Source organism: Hydrogenophaga sp. UC242_53, from assembly GCF_042696965.1.
Taxonomy (GTDB): domain Bacteria; phylum Pseudomonadota; class Gammaproteobacteria; order Burkholderiales; family Burkholderiaceae_C; genus Hydrogenophaga.
Window position 1 is genome coordinate 759,817 of record NZ_CP170552.1, and the last position, 20,447, is coordinate 780,263.

Sequence of the window (20,447 nt, forward strand, 5' to 3'; positions counted from 1 at the left end):
GGACACAAAGACCCATGACCCCACTCGAAACCATCGTCCGTGCCCGCGCGCCCCGTCTGGAGCTGCGCGGCCTGACCAAGGCCTATCCGGCCATCGTCGCCAACGACAAGGTGGATCTCACCGTCGAACCCGGTGAGATCCATGCCGTGCTCGGCGAGAACGGTGCTGGCAAGAGCACGCTCATGAAGTGCATCTACGGGGCGGTGAAACCGGACGCCGGCACCCTGTGGTGGAACGGCGAGGAGGTGCGGATCGCCCATCCGGCGCACGCCCGTTCGCTCGGCATCGGCATGGTGTTCCAGCACTTTTCGCTGTTCGAGACGCTGACCGTGACCGAAAACGCCGCGCTCGGTCTGCCCGGCCGGCCCGATCTGGTGGACCTGGCACGGCGCATTGAAGCGATCTCGCAGCGCTACGGGCTGGCGGTCGATCCCGGGCGCCATGTGCATTCGCTCTCGGTCGGGGAGCGCCAGCGGGTGGAGATCATCCGCTGTCTGCTGCAGAACCCGCAGCTGCTCATCATGGACGAGCCCACGTCGGTGCTCACGCCGCAGGCGGTGGACAAGCTGTTCGAGACGCTGCGGCAGCTGGCCGAGGGCGGCTGCAGCATCCTCTACATCAGCCACAAGCTGCACGAGATCCGGGCGCTGTGCCATGGCGCGACCGTGCTGCGGGCCGGCCGCGTGGTGGGGCGGTGCGACCCCCGCCGCGAAACCGAGGTCACGATGGCGCGCCTCATGGTGGGCGAGGACGTCAGCCCGTGCCAGCCTGGCACCCGGTCGGCGGTGCGCGGCGCCCCCGTGCTGGTGGTGGACCAGCTCAGCCAGCCCGCAGACGACCCCTTCGGCACCGACCTCAGCGACGTTGGCCTGACGGTCCACGCCGGAGAAATCCTGGGCATTGCCGGCGTCTCGGGCAACGGGCAGCAGGAGTTGCTTCGCCTGCTCTCGGGCGAAGCCCTGTGCCGGCGCGCCGACGCGATCCGCATCCTGGACACGCCGGCCGGGCACCTGCCACCGGCCGAGCGCCGCCGCGCCGGCCTCGGTTTCGTGCCGGAGGAGCGGCTGGGGCGGGGCGCCGTGCCCGCCATGTCGCTGACCGAAAACGCCTTGTTGACCGCCCATGCCAAGGGCTTCGTCCGGAACGGTCTGGTGGACACCCCTGCGATCACGGCGTTCGCGCGGCGCTGCATCGTGGACTTCAACGTCAAGTGCGGCGGTGGACAGGCCCCGGCGGAGAGCCTGTCGGGCGGCAACCTGCAGAAGTTCATCGTGGGCCGCGAAATCCTGCTGTCGCCCCGCCTGCTGGTGGTGGCGCAGCCCACCTGGGGGGTGGACGTGCAGGCCTGCGCCTTCATCCGGCGTTCGCTGATCGCGCTGCGCGACGCCGGTGTGGGCGTGCTGGTGATCTCGGACGATCTCGACGAGCTGTTCGAGATCTGCGACACGCTGTGCGTGATGGCCGGGGGCCGGCTTTCGCCCGTCCGTGCGCGCGACGGGACCGACGTGGAAGAGGTGGGTTTGTGGATGAGCGGGCTGTGGCCCGGCGCCGAGGCCCCCGCCGCCTTGAACACCTCATGGGAGGAGCAACGCCATGCGGCTTAAGCTCGAATCGCGCGCGGCACCATCGGCGGTGATGCGCTATGGCTCTCCGCTGGTGGCGCTGGCGCTGACGGCGGTCATCGGCAGCCTGATGTTCCTGTACCTCGGGCACAGCCCGCTGGCGGCGTTCCAGGCCTTGTTCGTAACACCCGTCAGCAGCCTGGGCGGCCTGGGTGAGCTGGCGCTCAAGGCGTCGCCGCTCATGCTGATCGCCACCGGCCTCACCGTGGGCTTTCGCGCCAACATCTGGAACATCGGCGCCGAAGGCCAATTGGTGATGGGCGCCATCGCGGGTGGGGGGCTGGCGGTTCTTTTCCATGGCGCTCAGGGTGTGTGGCTGCTGCCGGCCATGATGCTGGCCGGCGCCGTGGGCGGGGCGCTCTGGGCCGCCATCCCGGCCGTGTTGCGCACCCGCTTCAACGCCAACGAGATCCTGACCAGCCTCATGCTGACCTACGTGGCGCAACTCGTGCTGAGCTTCCTGGTCTATGGCCCGTGGCGCGACCCCGACGGCTTCAACTTCCCGCAGACCATCATGTTCGGCCAGAGCGCGCTGTTTCCCATCCTGATCGAGGGCACGCGTTTCAACGCCAGCCTCTTCGTCGCGCTGGCGGTGGTGGGCCTGGTGTGGGTCTTCATGAGCCGCAGCATCCTGGGCTATCAGATGCGCGTGGCGGGCCTGTCGGGTGCCGCGGCCCTGTTCGCGGGCATCGATGCGAAGCGCACCGTGTGGGTGGGCATGCTGGCCGGCGGCGTGGCGGCCGGCCTGGCGGGCGTTGGCGAGGTGGCGGGGCCGATCGGGCAGCTGCTGCCCGTGGTCTCGCCCGGTTACGGTTTCGCCGCGATCATCGTGGCCTTCGTCGGCCGGCTGCACCCGGTGGGCATCGTGCTGGCCAGCCTGCTCATGGCCCTGCTGTATCTGGGTGGAGAAGCCGCGCAGATGAGCCTGGGGTTGCCCGCCGCCATCACCGGTCTGTTCCAGGGCATGCTGTTGTTCATCCTGCTGGGAACGGATGTGTTCATCAACTACCGCCTGCGTGTGGTCCGTCCGGTCCTGCCGGCGCCTCGGCCGGCGGGTGAAGGAGTCCCTGCATGATCGACTTGCTGTTGCCCGTGGTGGTCGCCACCATCGGTGCGGGAACCGCCATCGCCTTCGCGGCCCTGGGGGAGCTCGTGACCGAAAAATCGGGTGTGCTCAACCTCGGTGTCGAAGGCATGATGCTGGTGGGCGCCATCGCGGCCTTCGCGGCGGCTTCGTCCAGCGGCAACCTGTGGATCGGCGTCGTGGCCGGTGTGCTCGCCGGCATGGTGCTGTCCCTGTTGTTTGCCTTTCTCACCCTCACGCTGATGGCCAACCAGGTGGCCTGCGGCTTGGCGTTGTCCATTTTCGGCGTCGGCCTGAGCGCTTACGCGGGCCTGAGCTACGTCAACATCGTCCTGCCCACCCAGCCGGTCTGGGCGCTGCCCGGCCTGGCGGCGCTGCCGGTGATCGGCCCCTTGTTCTTCCAGCACCAGCCGCTGGTGTACCTGTCGTGGATGTTGTTCGCTGCCGTGTGGTGGTTTCTCTACCGCAGCCGTGCCGGGCTGAAGCTGCGATCGGTGGGCGAATCGCCTTCGTCCGCGCATGCCCTGGGCCTGCCGGTGAACCGGGTGCGTTATCTCGCCACCCTGTTCGGTGGTGCCATGGCCGGCCTGGGGGGTGCTTTTCTCGCCGTCATGTACACGCCCATGTGGGTCGAGGGCATGACCGCGGGGCGGGGCTGGATCGCCCTGTCGCTGGTGGTGTTCGCCACCTGGCGGCCGGGCCGCATCCTGCTGGGAGCCTACCTGTTCGGCGGCATCACGGTGGCGCAGCTGTTCGCCCAGAGCCGTGGCGTGGCGATACCGTCTCAACTGCTGTCCATGCTGCCCTACCTGGCCACCGTGGTGGTGCTGGTGGTCATCTCCAGCAATGCGCTGCGCATCCGCCTCAACACGCCCGCTTCGCTGGGCCTGTCCTTCCGTCCCGCGTCATGAACCCAAACACGAATCCCTCTGAAGCCGACATCGAGTTGCTGCGCCAGGCGATCGCCTTGTCGGCGCAATCGCGTGCGCGCGGGCGCCACCCGTTCGCGGCCCTGGTGGCCGATGCCCAGGGGCGGGTCGTCTCCAGCGCGGGCAACAATTCCATGCCACCCGAAGGCGATCCGACCCAGCACGCCGAGCTGGCCGCCGCCGCCCTGGCCGCGCGGCAACTGATGCCGCAGGAACTGGCGCAATGCACGCTCTACACCAGCGCCGAGCCCTGCTGCATGTGCGCCGGCGCGGTCTATTGGACCGGCATCGGCCGGGTGGTGTACGCGCTGTCCGAGCACGCCTTGCTGGGGCTGACCGGTGACCACCCCGAGAACCCCACTTTCTCGCTGCCTTGCCGCGAGGTGTTCGCGCGCGGCCAGCGCGCCATCGAGGTGATCGGCCCCTTGCTGGAAGAAGAGGCAGCTGCACCGCATGCCGGCTTCTGGGACGCGCCGTCCTAAGCGGTGAAATCCACCGTGAGGGAGGGCAGGGGAGGTGTGAAGCGCGCCGACCAGCGCTCGCCGGGCCGCACCGCCCAGGCGTCGGTCCAGGTGCCGGTGGTGACCACGTCGCCGGGCCGCAGATCGGGCGCGCCGGGGCAGGCACGCAGGGTGTCGATGAAGTGCTTGAGCGCGCGCAAGGGGCTGTCGAGCACGTTGCTGCCCTGGCCCAGTTCGACCGGTTCTTCGTTCTTGAGCAGCGTGACACCGGCGTTGGCCAGCAGCGCATCGAGTTCGTCGGCGTTCCTCGCGAGCCCGCTCAAGGCCACGCGCCGGCCCACGAGCAAATGCGCGTGCAGTGCGCCGTCGGCCACGGTGTCGACCGGCAGGAACTTCCAGTCGGGCAGGTGCGACTGCACGATCTCGAAGCCCGGAGCGATCCAGTCGAGGGCGTCGAACAGATCGTCCAGTGTGGCGTTCGCCGCGGGCGTGGCCTTCAGGCCGAACACGGTCTCGGGCTCCAGGCGAGGCTGGCAGCTGCGCTCGAGCGACACACGGCCTTCGCCCTCGCAGAACGTCAGCGTGGTGTCCCACACCGTGCCCCAGATCGGCGCGAACACGTTGTAGCGTGCCCAGATCGTGCGGTTGGTGAAGCCCACCTTGTAGCCGCGCGGCTGCTCGCCGCGCGCCAGGCGCAGGTCGCGCACCGCCAGGGCCTGTGCGTAGGCGGCGTCCAGATCGAAGCCGGCTTGCGCGCTGAGCGGGGCGGGCCAGAGGCGGCCCTGGTCCAGGTGGTCGAGCAGGGTCTGCGGGTTCATGGGCCCATCATAGTCAGGCGCTGGTGTCGGCGCGCCCGAACAGGCGGTGCACCTGGGCGCGGATCCACTGGTGCGCCGGGTCCTGCGCGGTGCTGGCATGCCAGACCAGGCGCACCTCGTAGCTGGGCGCGGCCGCGCGCGGCAGTTCCCACACGCGCAGGTCGTGGCGCTGGCCGAGGTTGGCGGCGTACATCTGCGGCACGATGGTCAGCAGGTCGGTGTTGAGCGCCAGCTCGGGCAGGGCGCCGAAGTGCCGCGCGCGCAGCACGATGCGCTCAGAGAGCTTCATGCGCACCAGCATCTTTTCGACGCTGCCGTGGAAGGTGGCGGTGGGCGAGGCCACGACCAGCGAGGCCTCGGACAACTGGCGGGCGCTCAGCGTGCGCCCCGCCGGCCCCGAGGCGGGACGCCAGCTCGAGGAGGTCAGCGCCACGTAGTGCTCGCGAAACAACAGCTCGGCGCGCACGCCGCGGTGGCGCGGCTGCAGGATGCCGATGGCGAAGTCGATGTCGCGCGATTCGAGCGCGGCCGGCACGTCCTCCGCCGCCACCGACACATTGGTCACGTGCGCCTGCGGCGCCTGCTGGCGCAGGGCCGCCGCCAGCGGCGGCAGGAACATCATCTCGCCCAGGTCCGACAGCGAGAGGCGCCAGCGCATCTCGCTGCGCGCGGGGTCGAAGTCGTCGCGCACGCTCACCAGGGCTTCGAGCATCTGCAACTGCGCCTGCACCTCGGGTGCCACGCGCTCGCACAGGCGCGTGGGCTGCAGGCCGCCGGGCGAGCGCACGAACAGGTCGTCCTTGAAGTAGTCGCGCAGGCGCGCCAGGGCGTTGCTGGTGGCGGGCTGGGAGAGCGCGAGCGCCTTGCCGGCCGCCGTCACCGAACCGGTGCGGTGGATCGCGCCGAGCACGCGCAGCAGGTTGAGATCGAGTTGGCGGAAGTTCATGGCGAGCCTCTCAGGGTTGGCCCTGATTATCCATGCCGTGAATACACCACATCAGATCAATCCATTTGTCAGATGGGAATGGGGCGCCTACATTGCCGGGCATAACGACAGGAGACCCACGGTTGGAACGTTCATTCCACAGCGAAATCGAGGCCCTCAAGCTGGGCCACGGCGAGACCTTCCACGGCGAAGGCATTCTGGCAGTGACCAAGGCACTGCTGCAGTCCGGCGTCACCTACGTCGGCGGCTACCAGGGTTCACCCATCTCCCATCTGCTCGATGTGATGGTGCAGGCCAAGCCCTACATGGACGAACTCGGCGTGCACGTCGAGGCCTGCACGAACGAGAGTTCGGCGGCCGCGATGCTGGCCGCGTCCATCATGTACCCGGTGCGCGGTGCGGTCACCTGGAAATCGGTGGTCGGCACCAACGTCGCGTCCGACGCGCTGTCCAACCTGGCCTCGCCGGGGGTGATGGGCGGCGCGCTGATCGTGGTGGGCGAGGACTACGGCGAAGGCGCCAGCGTGATCCAGGAGCGCACGCACGCCTTCGCGATGAAGTCCGCGCTCTGGCTCATGGACCCGCGCCCCAACCTGCCGACCATCGTGCGCATGGTCGAGAAGGGCTTCGAACTCTCCGAGGCCTCGAACACGCCGGTGATGATGGAGCTGCGCATCCGCGCCTGCCACGTGCAGGGCAGCTTCGTGGCCAGCGACAACATCGCGCCCGCCATCTCCAGCCGCCTGCTGCAACAGGAGGCGGCCTCGTTCAGCTACGACCGCCTCTCGCACCCGCCGTCCACCTTCCGCCATGAGAAGCACAAGTACGAAGTGCGCATGCCGGCGGCGCGCAAGTTCATCGAGGAAGCGGGCCTGAACGAGCACTTCGACGGGCGCCACGGCGAGGTGGGCCTGATCGTGCAGGGTGGGCTCTACAACACCACCATGCGCGCGCTGCAGCAGGCCGGCCTGGCCAATGGCACGGGCGAGAGCGACATTCCGATGCTGGTGCTCAACGTGGTGTACCCGCTGGTGCCCGAGCAGATCGCCGCCTTCTGCGCCGGCAAGCGCGCGGTGCTGGTGATCGAGGAGGGCCAGCCCGAGTTCATCGAGCAGGACATCGCCACGCAGCTGCGCCGCGCCGACCTGCAGACCCGCCTGCACGGCAAGGACCTGCTGCCCATGGGCGGCGAGTACACGGCCGAGATCCTGCTGAAAGGCCTCACGGCCTTCGTGGGCGAGCACCTGCCCACGCTGGACACCACCGCGGCGACCACCTTCAGCACCGAGCTGGCCGAGGTGCGCGAGCGCGCGCTGGCCGAACTCGGCGGCGGCGTGCCCGCGCGCCCACCCAATTTCTGCACCGGTTGCCCGGAGCGTCCGGTGTTCGCCGCGCTCAAGCTGGTCGAGCGCGAGGTGGGCAAGCTGCACATCTCCACCGACATCGGCTGCCATTCCTTCGCCACCTTCGAACCGTTCTCGTTCGGCAACTCCATCCTCGGCTACGGCATGAGCATGGCGTCCAGCGCGGCGGTGAAGAACTTCTCGGCCAAGCGGCCGATCGCCATCATGGGCGACGGCGGTTTCTGGCACAACGGCCTGCTCTCGGGCGTGAGCTCGACCCTGCTCAACCAGGGCGACGGCGTGCTGGTGATCATGAAGAACGGCTACACCTCGGCCACCGGCACGCAGGAGACCATGTCCACGCCGGCCTCCGAAGCCAAGCGCGTGGCCGAAGGCTCCAGCGCCACGGCCGACGAGATGACGATCGAGAACACGCTGCAGGGCATGGGCGTGAAGTGGGTCAAGACGGTGCACAACTACCGCGTCTCCAAGGTGCGCGATGTCTTGAAGGAGGCGGTGAATTCGCCGTTCAAGGGCCTCAAGGTGGTGATCGCCGAAGGCGAGTGCCAGCTCGAACGCCAGCGCCGCCTCAAGCCGATCCCGCGCGCGCCGCCTCAAGGAAGGCCTGCGCAGCGTGCGCACGCGCTACGGTGTGGACGAGGACACCTGCACCGGCGACCACTCCTGCATCCGCCTCTCGGGCTGCCCCACGCTCACCGTCAAACCCACGAACGATCCGCTGCGGCGCGAACCCGTGGCGCACGTCACCAACGGCTGCGTGGGCTGCGGCCTGTGCGGCGAGGTGGCCGACGCCGCCGTGTTGTGCCCCTCGTTCCACAAGATCGAGATCGTCACGCACCCCAGCTGGTGGGACCGCCTCACCGACCGCTTCAACCGCTTCTTCATCGGCCTGCTGCAGCCGGCCTGAGCCATGACCCCACAAGACAACTCCTACGGCATCCTGATCGCCGCGCTCGGCGGCGAAGGCGGCGGTGTGCTGGCCGACTGGCTGGTGCAGTGCGCGCGCCGCCACGGCCTGCCGGTGCAGGCCACCTCGGTGCCCGGCGTGGCGCAGCGCACCGGCGCCACCAGCTACTACATCGAGCTGCTGCGCGAACCCGTGAGCGGGTCGGCCCATCCCGTGTTCGGCCTCACACCGGTGGCCGGCCGCGTGGACGTGCTGGTGGCCAGCGAGCTGCTGGAAGCCGCTCGCATGGTCGAGCGCGGCTTCGTGACCGGCCGCACCACGCTGATCGCGTCCACGCACCGCGTCTACACCACGGTGGAGAAGATGCACATGGCCGACGGCCGGCAGGACCCGCAGTGCCTGGCCGATGCCGCGCGTGCGCTGGCGCGCCATGCGGTGCTGTTCGACATGGAAGCCGTGACAGTGAAGACCGGCACCGTGGTCTCCGCCGTGATGTTCGGCGCGCTCGCCGGCGCCGGTGTGCTGCCCTGGCCGCGCAGCGTGTGCGAGGACGTGATCCGCGAATCCGGCAAGGGCGTGCAGGCCAGCCTGGCCGGTTTTGCCGCTGCGTTCGACGAGGCCGCGCAACCTTCGATTCCCGCCGCCGAAGTGTCGAAAGACGCGCTGCAGGTGCTGGCCGATGCCCAGCTGCCGTCCGTGTTGCAGGGCGAGTGGATGGTGCGCCTGCAGACCTGGCCGCCCGCCGTGCAGTTGCTCGCCGCGCACGGCGCGCTGCGCTGCCGCGACTACCAGAACGACCGCTACGCCCAGACCTTCTTCGACCATGTGCAAGGCCTGGTGGACGCGACGCCACCTGCCGCCAGCGAAGCCCTGGAAGAGGCGGTGCGCCACCTCGCGCTGTGGATGTGCTTCGAGGACGTGATCCGCGTCGCCGACCTCAAGACGCGGCGCAGCCGCTACGCGCGCGTGGCGAGCGAAGCCCAGGCCAAGCCGGGCGACATCGTGCGCGTCACCGAGCACTTCAAGCCGGGTGTGGACGAAGTGGCGGCGGTGCTGCCGCGTGCGCTGGGGCAGTGGCTGGTGGCGCTGGCCACGAAGCGCGGCTGGATGGGCAAGGCCCATGTGGGCCTGCACATCCGCTCCACCAGCCTCTGGGGCTATCTCATGCTGCGCAGCCTGGCCTGGCTGCGCCCGCTGCGGCCGCGTTCGCTGCGCTACGCGCAGGAGCACGAAACGCTGGGCGTGTGGCTCGCCGCCATGCGCCAGGTGCTGCGGCAGTCGCCCGCGCTGGCGCTGGTGCTCGCGGGCCTGCCGCAGGTGCTCAAGGGCTATGGCGACACGCAGGTGCGCGGCCGCGAGAACTACGCGCGCCTGTGGGCCATGCACGTGGCGCCGGTGCTCGGTGGCACCGCCGACGCCGAGCAGGTCGCCCCCCGTTTGCGCGAGGCCCTGCGGACCACGCTCGCCGATCCCGAAGGCAAGCTCAACCAGGCGCACCGCGCCGCGCCCGGCCCCAAGGCGCAGCCCGTGTTCTGGGCCGCGAAGGCCCCACCCCGGGAAACCACGGTCACCCCTCACGCATGAATGCCTGCACCATGCGACCTTTCTTGAAAAACCTCAACAACCAGGAGACAAAGATGAAGAACCCGATCCAGACTTCCTTGCGCGCTGTTGCCATGGCAACCCTTCTGCTGGGCGCGGCCATCGCGCAGGCGCAGGACAAGGCGGTCGAGCTGAAGTTCGCGCACTGGCTGCCGGCCTCGCACCCGCTGGCCAAGCTCGGTTTCGAGCCCTGGGCCAAGTCGGTGGAAGCGGCGTCCAAGGGCTCGATCAAGGTCGCCCTGTTCCCGGCGCAGCAGCTCGGCAAGGCCGCCGACCACTACGACATGGCGCGCGACGGCATCGCCGAGATGACCTGGGTGAATCCGGGTTACCAGGCCGGCCGCTTCCCCATGATCGCCGCCGGTGAACTGCCCTTCCTGATCGGCAAGCCCGGCCCCGGCTCGGCCGCGCTGGACCAGTGGTACCGCTCCTACGCCGCCACCGAAATGAAGGACGTGAAGTTCTGCTTCGCGCACGTGCACATCGGCACCTTCCACGCCAAGAAGCCGATCACCGAACCCGGCCAGTTGAAGGGCATGAAGATCCGCTCGGCCAACGGCACCGTGGCCCAGACCATGACGCTGCTGGGCGCGACCAACGTGCAGGTCTCGGCCCCCGAGTCGCGCGACGCGCTCGACAAGGGCGTGGCCGATGCCATCACCTTCCCCTGGAACTCCATCGTGTCCTTCGGCATCGACAAGGCCGTCAAGTTCCACAGCGACATGCGCTTCTACGCCTCCGACTTCGTGTGGGTGCTCAACAAGCCCTGGTACGACAAGCTGGCGGCCGGCCAGAAGAAGGTCATCGACGACCACTGCAACAACGAATGGGCCGGCAAGGTCGGCGGCGCCTGGGGCGATGAGGAAGACTCGGGCCAGGCCAAGCTGGAGAAGACGCCGGGCCACACCATCGTGAAGATCTCGCCCGCGCAGCTCGACGTGTGGAAGAAGGCGGTGGATCCCGTGTACGCCCAGTGGGTGAAGGCCGCCGACGCCGCCGGCAACAAGGGCCAGGCCGCGCTGGATGACCTGCGCAAGGAACTGGCGAACCGCAAAGCCGGCAGCTGATGAAGCGCCTGTTCTCGGCCATCGAGACGGTGGCCGCGCTGTTCCTGTTGCTGATCGCGTTGCTGACGGCCGGCAACGTGCTGCTGCGCTATGCGTTCAGCATGCAGATTCCCGACTGGTTCGACGGCACGCAGATGCTGCAGGGCATCGCGATGTTCTGGGGCATCGCCCTGCGCAACTTACTACGGCACCCACATCGGCGTGGACATCGTGTGGGAGCACCTGGGCCCCAAGGGCCAGCGCCGCATGGACCTGCTGCGCCACCGCCCTGAGCGCCGCCTTCCTCGTGCCCCTGGCGTGGATGGTGTGGGTCAAGGTGGGCGGCACCGGCAGCCAGGGCACCATGGACCTGCGCCTGCCGCTTCAGTGGTTCTACAGCGTGGCGGCCGTGGGCGCCAGCGTGGCGGGGGTGCTGGCGCTGGTGCGCCTGGTGCACCTGTGGCAGGGCCGCGCGGCCAGCCCCGAGCCGGTGGACGACGACGTGCCAGGAGCGGCCCATGGATCGTGATCTGGTGGCCCTGCTGGGCTTCGTGGGCATGTTCGCCCTCATGGCCGTGCGCGTGCCGATCGGCGTCGCCATGGGCATCGCCGGCGTGGGCGGTTTCGCGCTGCTCTCGGGCACCACGCCCGCGCTGAACCTGTTGGCCAACGTGCCGCTGTCGGTGCTCACCGACTACAACCTCATCGTGATCCCGATGTTCATCCTGATGGGGGCTTTCGCCTCGCATTCGGGCATGAGCACCGAGCTGTTCAAGGCGGGGCGGGCTTGGCTCGGCCATCGGCGCGGCGGCCTGGCGCTGGCATCCATCGCGGCCTGCGGCGGCTTCTCGGCCATCAACGGGTCGTCGGTCGCCACCGCGGCCACCATGACGCAGGTGGCCCTGCCCGAGATGCGCCGCGCGGGTTACCACCCGGGCTTCTCGGCCGGGCTGATCGCGGCCGGTGGCACGCTGGGCATCATGATCCCGCCCTCGGTGATCATGGTGCTCTACGGCATCATGACCGAGACCGACATCACCAAGCTGTTCGCCGCCGGCATCATCCCCGGCTTCATGGCGATCGGTTTCTACAGCGTGGTGGTGGCCATCGTGGCGCGCCTGAGGCCCGACACCATGCCCCGCGGCGAGCGCCTGGGCTGGGGCGAGCGCTTCGCCTCGCTGCGCCCGCTCTGGGCGGTGGTGGTGCTGTTTGTGTTCGTGCTGGGCGGCATCTACGGTGGCATCTTCACCGTGCAGGAAGCGGCCGGCGTGGGCGCGATCGGCACGCTGGCCATCGGCATGCTGCGCGGGCGCCTGGGCTGGAAACAGATCAAGGCCGCCCTCATCGGTGCGCTGCGCGTGTCCTCGGCCATCATGATGATCGTGGTCGGCGCCTACCTGTTCGGCTACTTCCTCACCATCACCCAGTTCACGCAGAACGCGGTGGAGTTCCTGGTGCACCTGCCGGTGGGGCCGTATGGCGTGCTCGCGCTCATCATGGTGGGCTACCTGATCCTCGGCGCGGTGATGGACGAGCTCGCGATGATCCTGCTGACCGTGCCCATCGTGTTCCCCGCGATGATGCAGCTGGGTTTCGACCCGGTGTGGTTCGGCGTGATCGTGGTGATGGCGGTGACCTTCGGCATGATCTGCCCGCCCGTGGGCATGAACGTGTTCGTGATCAACTCCATCGCGCGCGACGTGCCGCTGGGCGCGATCTACAAGGGCACCATGCCCTTCATCGCGGTGGACGTGGTGCGCCTGCTGATCCTGTGCGCGTTCCCGGCCCTGTCGCTGTGGCTGCCAGGGTTCATTGAATAGCGGCATGGCGCCCGCGTGGCGCTATGCTGCCGTTCATGAACACCCCTTTCCTCGAAACCCTTGAAGCGGTGAGCGGCGGCGACGCCGCCGCCCAGCCCGCCGCCTCCATCATCGTGCTGCACGGCCTGGGCGCCGACGGCAACGACTTCGTGCCGATCGCGCGCGAGCTCGACCTGCGCGCGCTCGGCCCGGTGCGCTTTGTGTTCCCCAGCGCCCCGGTGCTGCCGGTCACGCTCAACGGCGGCTACCGCATGCGCGCCTGGTACGACATCCACCCGCCCAGTGCGAACCCGGCCGTGCCGCGCCTCGAAGACGAGGCCGGCCTGCGCGCCGCGCAAGGCCTGGTGCAGGGCCTGATCGACCGCGAGGTCACGCGTGGCGTGCCGGCCCACCGCATCGTGCTCATGGGCTTTTCGCAGGGCTGCGCGATGACGCTCATGACCGGCCTGCGCGCGCCGCAGCGCCTGGCCGGGCTGGCGGGGCTCTCAGGCTACCTGCCGATCGCCGAAACCACCGCCGCCGAGCGCGGTGAGGCCAACCGCGACACACCCATCTTCCTCGCGCACGGCGAAGACGACCCCATGGTCACCATCGACCGCGCCATCGCTTCGCGCGACGAGCTGCAGCGCCTGGGGTATGCGGTGGAATGGCACAGCTACCCGATGGAACACACCGTGAGCACGCAGGAGGTGGACGACCTCAACGTGTGGTTGTTGAAGGTCCTGGCCGACGCATGAGCGTGCCGGCCAGGCGCGCCATGTCGCGCCCGTAGAGGATCAGCGCCAGCGCCAGGCCGATCACCGGCATCGCGACGAACACCCAGCCGGTGAGCCGCTCGCCGCCCAGCCACACGCCCACGCACAGCGCCACCACGGGGTTCACGAAGGAGTAGCTGCCCGCCAGCGCCGCCGTGGTGTTCTTCAGCAGCCAGAGGTAGGCGTTGAGCGTGACCATGGTGCCCATGACCACCAGGTACAACCAGGCCAGCACCGAGGCCAGCGACACCTGTTGCCAGGCCACGGTGCGCGCGCCCGGCTCCCACAGCGCGGCCACCACCAGCCCGAGCAGGCCACCCAGCAGCCACTGCGCGGCCGAGGCCATGGCCGGTGGTGGCAGGGCCATGCGGCGCGAGGCGTAGGAACCGAGGCTCCAGGCCAAGGGCGCGCCGAAGGCGCACAGCGAGCCCATCAACGTGGTCGAAAAATCGCCCTCCAGCGCCAGCAGCAGCGCGCCGCCCGCGCCCAGCGCGAGGCCGATCCAGCTGGTCAGCGGCACGCGCTCGCCGCCCCAGCGCGTCCACAGCGCGAGCCACATCGGCATGGTGGTCACCACCGTGGCCATCAGGCCCGAGCCGATGCCGGCCTTCTGCGCCAGCACCACCAGCGCCATGGCGGCGAAAGCCATCAGGCCGCCGATGAGGGCGCTCGCGCGCCACTGCGCCGCCGTCGGCCAGGCCTGGCCCTGCCAGCGCGCGATGCCGAGCATCAACACACCCGCGAGCACGAAGCGCGCGCCGTTCATGAGCACGGGCGGCAGGGACTGCATGGCCACGTCGAGCGCGAAGTAGGTCGTGCCCCAGACCAGGTAGACGATCAGCAGGGCGCCACCCAGGCGCAGGGTCTGGCGGTCCAGGCGATTCAGGTTGAAAATGGCAGGCATCGCGAGTTAATTGGCGGAAATTATTCGGCAGATCGCTTAATGACTGCATTTTGATCACAATATCGGTCGTATGCAAGCAAATATCAATATCGACGACACGGACGCCAGAATTCTTACGGTTCTGAGCGCTGACAGCCGGCGTTCCTACGCCGAGGTGGCGGCCGAGGTGGGCCTGTCCACGGCCGCCGTGCACGAGCGCGTGAAGAAGATGGCCGAGCGCGGTGTGATCGAACGCTTCGCCTTGCGCGTGGACCCGGACCGCGTGGGCCTGCGCTTCACCGCCTTCGTGGCGATCCGCAACGACGGCGGCGCGCACTGCCGCGACGTGGCGCCGCGCCTGCGCGAGCTGCCCGAGGTGCTGGAGCTGCACAGCGTGGCCGGCGAACACGACTTCCTGGCCAAGATCCGCACCACCCACGCGCGCGCGCTGGAAGAGGTGCTCTACAAGATCAAGGCCATTCCCGGCGTGGCGCGCACCACCAGCACCGTGGTGCTCAACACCGAGTTCGAAGACCGCCCGCTGCAGCTGCCCGCCGACCGCGAGGCCTGAGGCGGCTCAGGGTGTCTCGCGCAGCCAGTAGCCGGGCCGCGCGTAGACCTTCTTGAGGTGGTCGATGAAGAAGCGCACCTTGGCCGGCAGGTGCCGCTGCTGTGGGTAGACGGCCAGGATGTCGTAGGCGGGCAGGGCGAATTCGTCGAGCACCGTGACCAGCTCGCCGCGCTGCAGCTGCGCCTGGATCTCCCAGGTGGAGCGCCAGCCCAGGCCCATGCCCTCGCTGACCCAGCGGTGCAGCAGCTCGCCGTCGTTGCAGTCCAGGTTGCCTTCCACGCGCACCGTCACCGTGCGATCGCCCTGCTGGAAGTACCAGCCGCGCTGCTGGCCGCCCTGCAGGTTGAAGGCCAGGCAGTTGTGTTCCTTCAGGTCGTCCAGCGTGCGCGGCTTGCCGTGCTTGCGGAAGTAGGCTGGCGTGCCGCAGACCACGCGCTGGTTGGTGGCCAGGTGCACGGCGACGAAGTTGGGGTCGATCGCGCCGCCGATGCGCAGGCCCAGGTCGTAGCCCTCGCGCACCAGGTCCACCACGCGGTCGGTGAGGTTGAACGAGAGCTTGACCTCGGGGTTGGCCTTGAGGAAGGCGCTGGCGTGCGGCGCCACGTGCAGGCGCCCGAAGGCCGCCGGGGCCGACACCACCAGGTGGCCGCTGGCGCGGTGCTTCTGCGCCGACACCGTGGCCTCGGCGGCCGACCACTGCGCCAGCAGCGTGCGGCACTCGTCCAGAAAACCCGCGCCCTGCTCGGTGAGCGCCAGGCGCCGGGTGGAGCGGTGGATCAGCTGCGTGCCCAGGCGGCGCTCCAGCGCGTCGATGCGCCGGCCCATCATCACCGGCGTGATGCCCGCGTGCAGCGCGGCGGCGGCCAGGCTGCCGTGCTCCATCGCCATCACGAAGGCCTCGATTTCCTTGAAGCGGTCCATGGCGGCATGTTAACGCCGTTGGCGGCTCATTGCATACCTGGAGTATCGAATCAGCGTACCGCCGCTGCCATTCCCAAGAGGAAGGGTTCTCCCTAGCATCGAACCCAGTCCCTCAACCCAGGTAAGGAATCGCATCATGGCCCGAATGACCGCGGCGCAAGCCGCCATCTGTGTGCTGGAGAAGGAAGGCATCTCGCAGGCCTTCGGTGTGCCCGGCGCCGCCATCAACCCGTTCTACGCCGCCATGCGCCAGCGCGGCAGCATCAGCCACATCCTGGCGCGGCACGTGGAAGCCGCCTCGCACATGGCCGAGGGCTACACCCGGGCGCGCGCCGGCAACATCGGTCTGTGCATCGGCACCAGCGGCCCGGCCGGCACCGACATGATCACCGGCCTGTACTCGGCGCAGGCCGACAGCATCCCCATCCTCTGCGTCACCGGCCAGGCGCCGCGCGCCCGGCTGTACAAGGAAGACTTCCAGGCGGTGGACATCGAGAGCATCGCCAAGCCGGTCACCAAGTGGGCCGTGACGGTGCGCGAGCCCGCGCTGGTGCCGCGCGTGTTCCAGCAGGCCTTCCACCTCATGCGCTCGGGCCGCCCGGGGCCGGTGCTGATCGACCTGCCGTTCGACGTGCAGATGGCCGAGATCGAATTCGACCCCGACACCTACGAGCCCCTGCCGGTCTACAAGCCCGCCGCGAACCGCCGGCAGATCGAGAAGGCGCTGGACATGCTGGCGGCGTCCACCAAGCCGCTCATCGTGGCCGGCGGCGGCATCATCAACGCCGACGCGGCCGACCTGCTGGTGGAGTTCGCCGAGCTCACCGGCGTGCCGGTGATCCCCACCCTCATGGGCTGGGGCACGATCCCCGACGACCACCCGCTCATGGCCGGCATGGTGGGCCTGCAGACCAGCCACCGCTACGGCAACGCCACCATGCTCGCGAGCGACTTCGTGCTCGGCATCGGCAACCGCTGGGCCAACCGCCACACCGGTTCGGTGGAGACCTACACCAAGGGCCGGAAGTTCGTGCATGTGGACATCGAGCCCACGCAGATCGGCCGCGTGTTCGATCCCGACTACGGCATCGTGTCCGACGCCAAGGCCGCGCTGCAGCTGTTCGTGGACGTGGCGCGCGAGCGCAAGGCCGCCGGCCGCTGGCCGAGTTACGCCAACTGGGCCGGCCGCTGCGCCGAGCGCAAGCGCCTCATGCTGCGCCAGACGCACTTCGAGCAGATCCCGATGAAGCCGCACCGCGTCTACGAAGAGATGAACCAGGTGTTCGGCCGCGACACGGTGTACGTGAGCACCATCGGCCTGTCGCAGATCGCGGGCGCGCAGTTCCTGCACGTCTACGGCCCGCGCCAGTGGATCAACTGCGGCCAGGCCGGCCCGCTGGGCTGGACCATGCCGGCCGCGCTGGGCGTGGTGGCGTCCGACCCGACGAAGAACGTGGTCGCGCTCTCGGGCGACTACGACTTCCAGTTCCTGATCGAGGAACTCGCGGTGGGCGCGCAGTTCCGCCTGCCGTACGTGCACGTGCTGGTGAACAACTCCTACCTCGGCCTGATCCGCCAGAGCCAGCGCGGCTTCGACATGGACTACTGCGTGCAGCTGGCCTTCGACAACCAGAACCTGGACGAGGGCGCGGGCGAGTTGCGCGGCTACGGGGTGGACCACGTCGCCGTGGTCGAGGGCCTGGGCTGCAAGGCCCTGCGCGTGACCGACCCCGAGAAGCTGCAGGGCGCCTTGCGCGAAGCGCAGCAACTCGCCGCGTTGCACCGCGTGCCGGTGGTGGTGGAATGCATACTGGAGCGCGTCACCAACATCGCCATGGGCACCGAGATCGACAAGATCAACGAATTCGAGGCCATCGACTGCCGCGCCCCGCAGGGCCTGGAGACGGTGGGCCTGCTGGACTGAACCCGAGAACAGAGACAAGGACACCTTCCCATGCCGACCTTCGCCGCCAACCTCTCCATGCTCTGGAACGAGCTGCCCTTTCTTGACCGCTTCGCCGCCGCCGCGCGCGCGGGCTTCAAGTCGGTGGAGTTCCTGTTCCCCTACGACTTCCAGCCCGACGAGATCAGGCAGCGCCTGACCGAGCACCAGCTGCAACTGGTGCTGCACAACATGCCGGCGGGCGACTGGGCCGCCGGCGAACGCGGCAAGGCCTGCTGGCCCGGTCACGAAGACGAGTTCCGCGCCAACGTGGCGCGCGCCCTGCAGTACGCCACCGCACTGGGCGCGCCGAACCTGCACTGCATGGCCGGCATTCCGCCCAAGGGCACGGGCACCGCGCAGGCGCAGGCCACGCTGGTGGGCAACCTGCGCTTCGCGGCCGAGGCCGCGAAGCAGCAAGGGGTGCGCCTGCTGCTCGAACCCATCAACCATTTCGACATCCCCGGCTTCTTCGTGAACCGCCCGCGCCAGGCGATCGCCCTGATGGACGAGGTCGGCTCGGACAACCTCTTCCTGCAGTACGACATCTACCACGCGCAGCGCATGGAGGGCGAGCTCACCAGCACCATCAAGGACCTGCTGCCGCGCATCGCCCACATGCAGTTGGCCGACACGCCCGGCCGCCACGAGCCGGGCACCGGCGAAATCAACTACCGCTACCTGTTCGACGCCATCGACGACCTGGGCTACACCGGCCAGATCGGTTGTGAATACAAGCCACGCGACCCCGGCCCCGGCGGCACGGACAGAGGCCTCTCGTGGGTGGCCGCGCACGGCCAGACGCTCGAACTGCAAGGAGAACCGGCATGACCAAGGACGGACTCAAGGTCGGCTTCGTCGGCCTGGGCATCATGGGCGCGCCCATGGCCCTCAACCTGCTCAAGGCCGGGCATGCGCTGTTCGTGACCAGCCGCGGCAAGATCCCGGCGGCCTTCGCGGAAGCCGGCGCCACCGTGTGCACCAACGCCACCGAGGTGGCGCGGCGCGCCGACATCGTGATCACCATGGTGCCCGACACACCGCACGTGGACGACGTGCTGTTCGGCGAGACCGGCGCTGCGCCAAGGGCCTGAAAGACAGCGCGACCGGCCCGGACGGCCGGGTGGGCAAGCTGGTGATCGACATGAGCTCCATCAGCCCCATGGCGACCAAGGCCTTCGCGCAGAAGATCAACGCGCTGGGTTGCGATTACCTGGACGCCCCGGTCAGCGGCGGCGAGGTGGGCGCCAAGGCCGCGAGCCTGACCATCATGGTGGGTGGCCCGCAGGCCGCGTTCGACCGCGCCCAGCCGCTGTTCGCCGCCATGGGCAGGAACATCACCCTGGTGGGCGGCAACGGCGACGGTCAGACCACCAAGGGGCGCAACCAGATCATCGTGGCGCTCAACATCGAGGCCGTGGCCGAGGCCCTGCTGTTCGCGAGCAAGGCCGGCGCCGACCCGGCCAAGGTGCGCCAGGCGCTCATGGGCGGCTTCGCGGCCAGCCGCATCCTGGAGGTGCATGGCGAGCGCATGGTCAAGCGCACCTTCAACCCGGGTTTTCGCATCGAGCTGCACCAGAAGGACCTGAACCTCGCGCTGCAGGGCGCGAAGGAACTGGGCCTGAGCCTGCCGCACACCGCGAGCGCGGCCCAGCTCATGCAAAGCTGCGCCGCCCACGGCATGGCCGGGCTGGACCACTCGGCCCTGTGCCGCAGCCTGGAGCTGATGGCGAAGCACGAGATCGCCCCCGAACCGGCGGCCTGAGCTCAGGCGTCCGGGGCGGCGCCGGGGTCGATCAATTCGACCGAGCGCAGCACATGGCGCCACTCGGGGTGGTCGGGGGAGGCCGCCCAGTGGCGCATCGCGTCGAGGAACAGCGCGATGAAGCTGCGCGCCGCGGGCGAGGGCGTTTCCTGCGCGCGGCGCACCACGCCCACCAGGTGGGAGCGGAAGCGTTCGCGCAGGGGCAGGGCCACCAAGCGGTCGCGCAGGCTGGCGGTTTCCACCAGCGGCCAGGGGCAGAAACTGAGCATGTCGGTCTGCTGCACCAGCGTGAGCATGAGCGAGGCCGAATGCGCGAGGTGGATGCGCTGGCGTGGCGGCTCGATACCGTGCTGCCCGAACAGGTTGTCCAGGATCATCGCGCGCTCGATCGGCGCGAAGTTGAGGATCCAGTCGTCGTCGAGCAGCTCGGCCAGCGAGCGCGCGGCGCTGCGCGGGTGGCCCAGGCGCGCCACCACCGTCATGTCGTAGCTGAACAGGGGCATGGCCTGTAGGCCCTGCATCGCGTCGTCGGGGGGCGATGCGCCCGATCATGAGGTCCAAGCTGCCTTCGCGCAGCTTGGGGTAGGCCAGGGCGGACAGGCCGTCGAAGAACTCGAGCTGCACGTGCGGCAGGGCCGCCCGGAAGGCCGGCACCACGCGCGCGAGCAGCGTCTGCGCGACCCAGGGCGTGACACCCACCGACAGCCGCTGCGTGGCGCCCGAGTCGCGGTGGCGCGCCAGCGCCTCCTCGGCCTCGCGCAGCTGGGCCGTCACGCGCTGGGCGTGGACCAGCAGATCCTGGCCCGCCGGCGTGAGGGCGATGCCGTGGCCGTGCCGCGTGAGCAGCGCGATCTCGGCGTGCGTCTCCAGCTCGCGCAGCCCCTGCGTCACCGTGGCCTGGCTCAGCCCCAGCGAGCGCGCCGCCGCGCGGATGCTGCCTTCGGCGGCCACCGTCGCGAGGTAGCGGAGCTGGTGCACTTTCATATGACGGCATTATGTCCACGACAGGCA

At 69.2% G+C, this 20,447-nt stretch carries 18 protein-coding genes and 3 pseudogenes; 15 read left to right on the top strand and 6 right to left on the bottom strand.

What is annotated here, in order from left to right; all coding sequences use genetic code 11:
• Window positions 1-14: 14 nt before the first annotated feature.
• From ACFJI0_RS03990 to ACFJI0_RS04005, 4 genes are read left to right on the top strand one after another with little or no spacing between them, the layout of a single operon-like run.
• Window positions 15-1,604, top strand: coding sequence for an ABC transporter ATP-binding protein (locus ACFJI0_RS03990; RefSeq protein ID WP_382323513.1), 1,590 nt, complete (start codon window positions 15-17; stop codon window positions 1,602-1,604).
• Window positions 1,594-2,697: an ABC transporter permease gene (locus ACFJI0_RS03995; protein WP_382323514.1), complete on the top strand. Its 1,104-nt coding sequence runs from the start codon at window positions 1,594-1,596 to the stop codon at window positions 2,695-2,697. The genes ACFJI0_RS03990 and ACFJI0_RS03995 overlap by 11 nt, the downstream gene beginning before the upstream one ends.
• A complete protein-coding gene (locus tag ACFJI0_RS04000; protein ID WP_382325499.1) occupies window positions 2,697-3,617 on the top strand; it encodes an ABC transporter permease in 921 nt (306 codons plus the stop codon). The genes ACFJI0_RS03995 and ACFJI0_RS04000 overlap by 1 nt, the downstream gene beginning before the upstream one ends.
• A complete protein-coding gene (locus ACFJI0_RS04005) occupies window positions 3,614-4,117 on the top strand; it encodes a deaminase (protein ID WP_382323515.1) in 504 nt (167 codons plus the stop codon). The genes ACFJI0_RS04000 and ACFJI0_RS04005 overlap by 4 nt, the downstream gene beginning before the upstream one ends.
• Here the strand turns inward: ACFJI0_RS04005 and ACFJI0_RS04010 are convergent.
• Together ACFJI0_RS04010 and ACFJI0_RS04015 are read right to left on the bottom strand one after the other, a co-directional pair.
• Window positions 4,114-4,914: a 2-keto-4-pentenoate hydratase gene (locus tag ACFJI0_RS04010; RefSeq protein ID WP_382323516.1), complete on the bottom strand. Its 801-nt coding sequence runs from the start codon at window positions 4,912-4,914 to the stop codon at window positions 4,114-4,116. The two genes, ACFJI0_RS04005 and ACFJI0_RS04010, sit on opposite strands and share 4 nt — an antisense overlap.
• Window positions 4,915-4,927: 13 nt before the next feature.
• Window positions 4,928-5,860, bottom strand: a complete 933-nt coding sequence (locus ACFJI0_RS04015; protein ID WP_382323517.1) for a LysR family transcriptional regulator — start codon at window positions 5,858-5,860, stop codon at window positions 4,928-4,930.
• Window positions 5,861-5,982: 122 nt separating this feature from the next.
• Here ACFJI0_RS04015 and ACFJI0_RS04020 point away from each other — a divergent pair.
• From ACFJI0_RS04020 to ACFJI0_RS04050, 7 genes and pseudogenes are all read left to right on the top strand, one after another.
• Window positions 5,983-8,131 (top strand): annotated as a pseudogene (locus ACFJI0_RS04020) (thiamine pyrophosphate-dependent enzyme).
• A gap of 3 nt (window positions 8,132-8,134) precedes the next feature.
• Entirely contained in the window at window positions 8,135-9,715 is a 1,581-nt protein-coding gene (locus tag ACFJI0_RS04025) for an indolepyruvate oxidoreductase subunit beta family protein (RefSeq protein ID WP_382323518.1), read from the top strand.
• A 53-nt stretch (window positions 9,716-9,768) separates the two neighbouring features.
• Window positions 9,769-10,800, top strand: coding sequence for a TRAP transporter substrate-binding protein (locus ACFJI0_RS04030; RefSeq protein WP_382160680.1), 1,032 nt, complete (start codon window positions 9,769-9,771; stop codon window positions 10,798-10,800).
• A complete protein-coding gene (locus tag ACFJI0_RS04035; protein WP_382323519.1) occupies window positions 10,800-11,072 on the top strand; it encodes a hypothetical protein in 273 nt (90 codons plus the stop codon). The genes ACFJI0_RS04030 and ACFJI0_RS04035 overlap by 1 nt, the downstream gene beginning before the upstream one ends.
• A 14-nt stretch (window positions 11,073-11,086) precedes the next feature.
• On the top strand, window positions 11,087-11,308 hold the full coding sequence (locus tag ACFJI0_RS04040) for a hypothetical protein (protein WP_382323520.1): 222 nt from the start codon (window positions 11,087-11,089) through the stop codon (window positions 11,306-11,308).
• A complete protein-coding gene (locus tag ACFJI0_RS04045; protein ID WP_382323521.1) occupies window positions 11,298-12,599 on the top strand; it encodes a TRAP transporter large permease in 1,302 nt (433 codons plus the stop codon). Before ACFJI0_RS04040 ends, ACFJI0_RS04045 begins: the two co-directional genes overlap by 11 nt.
• Before the next feature lie 35 nt (window positions 12,600-12,634).
• On the top strand, window positions 12,635-13,336 hold the full coding sequence (locus ACFJI0_RS04050) for an alpha/beta hydrolase (RefSeq protein WP_382323522.1): 702 nt from the start codon (window positions 12,635-12,637) through the stop codon (window positions 13,334-13,336).
• On the opposite strand, the gene ACFJI0_RS04055 is transcribed toward ACFJI0_RS04050, so the two are convergent.
• Window positions 13,299-14,258 (bottom strand): EamA family transporter, encoded by a 960-nt coding sequence (locus ACFJI0_RS04055; RefSeq protein ID WP_382323523.1) that lies wholly within the window; start codon window positions 14,256-14,258, stop codon window positions 13,299-13,301. The two genes, ACFJI0_RS04050 and ACFJI0_RS04055, sit on opposite strands and share 38 nt — an antisense overlap.
• Before the next feature lie 70 nt (window positions 14,259-14,328).
• Here ACFJI0_RS04055 and ACFJI0_RS04060 point away from each other — a divergent pair, with 70 nt between their 5' ends.
• The gene (locus tag ACFJI0_RS04060; RefSeq protein WP_382160664.1) at window positions 14,329-14,808 is read left to right on the top strand and encodes an Lrp/AsnC family transcriptional regulator; all 480 of its coding nucleotides are present in this window, start codon (window positions 14,329-14,331) and stop codon (window positions 14,806-14,808) included.
• A 6-nt stretch (window positions 14,809-14,814) separates the two neighbouring features.
• Here the strand turns inward: ACFJI0_RS04060 and ACFJI0_RS04065 are convergent, their stop codons facing one another.
• Complete coding sequence (locus tag ACFJI0_RS04065; RefSeq protein ID WP_382160660.1) at window positions 14,815-15,729, bottom strand: LysR family transcriptional regulator; 915 nt, start codon at window positions 15,727-15,729, stop codon at window positions 14,815-14,817.
• A 136-nt stretch (window positions 15,730-15,865) separates the two neighbouring features.
• On the opposite strand from ACFJI0_RS04065, the gene gcl reads away from it, so the two are divergent.
• The 3 genes and pseudogenes from gcl (at window position 15,866) to ACFJI0_RS04080 (ending at window position 19,436) form a co-directional block, all read left to right on the top strand.
• Complete coding sequence (gene gcl, locus ACFJI0_RS04070; protein WP_382323524.1) at window positions 15,866-17,653, top strand: glyoxylate carboligase; 1,788 nt, start codon at window positions 15,866-15,868, stop codon at window positions 17,651-17,653.
• 30 nt (window positions 17,654-17,683) lie between these two features.
• On the top strand, window positions 17,684-18,502 hold the full coding sequence (gene hyi, locus ACFJI0_RS04075) for a hydroxypyruvate isomerase (protein ID WP_382323525.1): 819 nt from the start codon (window positions 17,684-17,686) through the stop codon (window positions 18,500-18,502).
• Window positions 18,499-19,436 (top strand): annotated as a pseudogene (locus ACFJI0_RS04080) (2-hydroxy-3-oxopropionate reductase). The gene hyi and the pseudogene ACFJI0_RS04080 overlap by 4 nt, the downstream one beginning before the upstream one ends.
• A 2-nt stretch (window positions 19,437-19,438) precedes the next feature.
• Here ACFJI0_RS04080 and ACFJI0_RS04085 read toward each other — a convergent pair.
• Complete coding sequence (locus ACFJI0_RS04085) at window positions 19,439-19,939, bottom strand: LysR substrate-binding domain-containing protein (RefSeq protein WP_382323526.1); 501 nt, start codon at window positions 19,937-19,939, stop codon at window positions 19,439-19,441.
• An 85-nt stretch (window positions 19,940-20,024) separates the two neighbouring features.
• Window positions 20,025-20,420 (bottom strand): annotated as a pseudogene (locus ACFJI0_RS04090) (LysR family transcriptional regulator); the annotation flags it as partial.
• Window positions 20,421-20,447: the final 27 nt, after the last annotated feature.

Bases quoted from the DNA above. Each gene is read 5' to 3' on its own strand.
- ACFJI0_RS03990 (WP_382323513.1), top strand. From the start codon at position 15: ATGACCCCACTCGAAACCATCGTCCGTGCCCGCGCGCCCCGTCTGGAG.
- ACFJI0_RS03995 (WP_382323514.1), top strand. From the start codon at position 1,594: ATGCGGCTTAAGCTCGAATCGCGCGCGGCACCATCGGCGGTGATGCGC.
- ACFJI0_RS04005 (WP_382323515.1), top strand. From the start codon at position 3,614: ATGAACCCAAACACGAATCCCTCTGAAGCCGACATCGAGTTGCTGCGC.
- ACFJI0_RS04010 (WP_382323516.1), bottom strand. From the start codon at position 4,914: ATGAACCCGCAGACCCTGCTCGACCACCTGGACCAGGGCCGCCTCTGG.
- ACFJI0_RS04015 (WP_382323517.1), bottom strand. From the start codon at position 5,860: ATGAACTTCCGCCAACTCGATCTCAACCTGCTGCGCGTGCTCGGCGCG.
- ACFJI0_RS04025 (WP_382323518.1), top strand. From the start codon at position 8,135: ATGACCCCACAAGACAACTCCTACGGCATCCTGATCGCCGCGCTCGGC.
- ACFJI0_RS04030 (WP_382160680.1), top strand. From the start codon at position 9,769: ATGAAGAACCCGATCCAGACTTCCTTGCGCGCTGTTGCCATGGCAACC.
- ACFJI0_RS04035 (WP_382323519.1), top strand. From the start codon at position 10,800: ATGAAGCGCCTGTTCTCGGCCATCGAGACGGTGGCCGCGCTGTTCCTG.
- ACFJI0_RS04045 (WP_382323521.1), top strand. From the start codon at position 11,298: ATGGATCGTGATCTGGTGGCCCTGCTGGGCTTCGTGGGCATGTTCGCC.
- ACFJI0_RS04050 (WP_382323522.1), top strand. From the start codon at position 12,635: ATGAACACCCCTTTCCTCGAAACCCTTGAAGCGGTGAGCGGCGGCGAC.
- ACFJI0_RS04055 (WP_382323523.1), bottom strand. From the start codon at position 14,258: ATGCCTGCCATTTTCAACCTGAATCGCCTGGACCGCCAGACCCTGCGC.
- ACFJI0_RS04060 (WP_382160664.1), top strand. From the start codon at position 14,329: ATGCAAGCAAATATCAATATCGACGACACGGACGCCAGAATTCTTACG.
- ACFJI0_RS04065 (WP_382160660.1), bottom strand. From the start codon at position 15,729: ATGGACCGCTTCAAGGAAATCGAGGCCTTCGTGATGGCGATGGAGCAC.
- gcl (WP_382323524.1), top strand. From the start codon at position 15,866: ATGGCCCGAATGACCGCGGCGCAAGCCGCCATCTGTGTGCTGGAGAAG.
- hyi (WP_382323525.1), top strand. From the start codon at position 17,684: ATGCCGACCTTCGCCGCCAACCTCTCCATGCTCTGGAACGAGCTGCCC.
- ACFJI0_RS04085 (WP_382323526.1), bottom strand. From the start codon at position 19,939: ATGCCCCTGTTCAGCTACGACATGACGGTGGTGGCGCGCCTGGGCCAC.